We start from the raw sequence: 2,159 nt of genomic DNA, 5'->3' as shown, positions 1-2,159 counted from the left end.
CCCCCCCCCCCCCCCCCCCCCCCCCCCCCCCCCCCCCCCCCCCCCCCCCCCCCCCCCCCCCCCCCCCCCCCCCCCCCGCTGCCGTTTTTCAGCTGTCGAGGTTGTCGACGCCGACGCCGAAGGATCGCGCTGCCTCCGCGCTGATCGCGTGCAGCTGCGTGGTGACTGCGGCGGGCGAGACCGCGTGCTCGAGTGCAAAGTCGAGCAAGTTACGCAGCGGGGTGTCGTGCTCGCCGTTGCCTTCGATCACTGCGGCTTGCGCAGCCTCCAGCGCGATACCGGTACTGGGTCCGTCGCCGCTGATGTATGAGCAGTACGCCGCGACGGTGAGAATCTGAATTCGAGCGTTGCCGCGTACCTGGCGGGCGATGGTCGCGAACGCATGGGCGGCTGCGTGCTCGTTTCCGTTGGCGGTGAACAGCAGGGCATCACGTGCGGTGGGGCTGATCGTGGCGCACAGTCCGACACGGCCGGCCAGCTCGGCGTCCGGGTTGCCGCGTGTGCGGATGAGTGTCACGAGTTCGGTGACGGTGTGGCGAACGAAGTCCGGTCCCTGTGCGTGCAGCGCTGCGTGTGCGGGTGCGGTGTCCGCTTCGACGGTGACGGCGTAGCGGGCGGCGATGTCCTCGCGTGAGGCTGCGGTGCTGCGGCCCTCTTCGACGGCGTTGTGAATGCTCAACGTTGAGGCGTTCGGGTCTTCGGTGAGTCCGGTCGCGTACGTGTCGAGGTCGGTCCACAACGCTCCGGCTTCGAGCGCGGTGACGTGCAGGGCGAGCATGTCGTGGATTCCGGCGTCACGGAATCCCTGGCGCAGGATCGCGATCTGGTCGAGCGCGATGACTGCGGCGGCGTCTTCGGCGACGGCAACGCAGATCGTGGCGGTGGTCTCGGCGCGTGCGGCGGCTTGGAGGTACGGTGCGGGATCGAATTCGGCACCCTCGCCGGTGGCGGCGTCGGTGCGCGTGACAAGGGCAATCTGTTTGGTGGTTCGGCCGTCGACGATTTCGTCTTTGAGCATGATCACGATGACCGATGCGGTCGGGATGAATCCGAGCATGGTGGGGATGGAGGCGAGTACCTCGGTGGCGGTGTTCAAACGGATGCGCTGCATGTCGTTCCCCTCGATGATGAAAGTGACCGGGCCGGGTGCCCCGCCAATTTTTTTCGCCTGCTGGCAAAGGAGAATCGCGTCGGCATGAGGGGGCCGGAGTGCCACCCCTGGGCCGAGAAAATTTCGGCGGGAGCTTGCGAGTGACGAAAATTTCTCGGAGCCATCGGCCGGCGCTTGCGCCGCCAGGGGTTGCGCGCAGGTCACCGCCGACGAGAATCGGAAGGCCAGAAGGAGAACAAAAAGATGTTCTTCATCAGGACGTAGCGCAGCGGAGTTCATTTCGGGGGACGCCGAAGGTGGCCGGCCGCCGGGCAGGCGTCACCTTTGCGCCGGCCGCGCGCAGTCGCAGCACTCCCACTGACCACCGACCCGGGTACAGGTGCGGCGTTGCTCGCACAGCCAGCATCGTTGATTGCGTCGGGTCAACTGCTGCGGTCCGGTCGCGGCGGGCCGTGGGGGTTCGGTGGTCTCGGCGCGCTCTCGCTCGGATACGGGCCTGATCATGTCGCCGAAGATGCGACGGCACTGCGAGCAGATTTCTCCGTCCTCGGCCACGATGTTCGAGCATCCCGCGAGAACGCATCCGGTGAACATCTGCGGATCCACCATCGCCTCTGCCTTCGGGGCGCTCACCACCGGAACCGGATTCCGTGCGGTGCGGCGGCGCGCTCGACTCGGCCGTAAACCCGATTCACGCGTGAGGGTGCGATCTGTCCGGCGTCGTAGGCGCGGCGGGTCGCGACGGCGAGCAGGGCGACGGCTTCGCGGGCGCTCACTTCGTGCGCGAGGGTGAGCCACCCGATTTCGGCTTGCATCCCTACCGCGCTCGTGGCGGCGGTGATCTTTGCGGTCAGTGTCTCGAGGATCTCGGCGGCCGCCATTCCTGAGGGTGTGATCGCGGGGTACGCGGCGTCGATGGTGTTGCTGTACATCGTGTCGGCGCGCAGCTCGTCGGTGGTGGTGCTCATGTCGTTGCCCTAATCGGTAGTTGGGATAGGAGCTGACCCCGTATAGGGACAGTTTGTGTTCTGGTGCTGCTGTCGGGGCG

At 67.2% G+C, this 2,159-nt stretch carries 3 protein-coding genes; all 3 read right to left on the bottom strand.

Annotation, left to right across the window (positions count from 1 at the left end; all coding sequences use genetic code 11):
• Nucleotides 1–88: 88 nt before the first annotated feature.
• Entirely contained in the window at nucleotides 89–1,111 is a 1,023-nt protein-coding gene (locus AC1Q6C_RS33550) for a DUF4192 family protein (protein WP_243621717.1), read from the bottom strand.
• A 318-nt stretch (nucleotides 1,112–1,429) separates the two neighbouring features.
• A complete protein-coding gene (locus tag AC1Q6C_RS33545; RefSeq protein WP_243621718.1) occupies nucleotides 1,430–1,744 on the bottom strand; it encodes a hypothetical protein in 315 nt (104 codons plus the stop codon).
• On the bottom strand, nucleotides 1,741–2,079 hold the full coding sequence (locus tag AC1Q6C_RS33540) for a hypothetical protein (RefSeq protein ID WP_219468642.1): 339 nt from the start codon (nucleotides 2,077–2,079) through the stop codon (nucleotides 1,741–1,743). Before AC1Q6C_RS33540 ends, AC1Q6C_RS33545 begins: the two co-directional genes overlap by 4 nt.
• Nucleotides 2,080–2,159 lie beyond the last annotated feature (80 nt).

It is taken from the genome of Rhodococcus sp. MT28 (assembly GCF_058792695.1).
The sequence above is the reverse complement of the archived record's forward strand: the minus strand, read 5'-3'. Positions and strand labels throughout refer to the sequence as shown.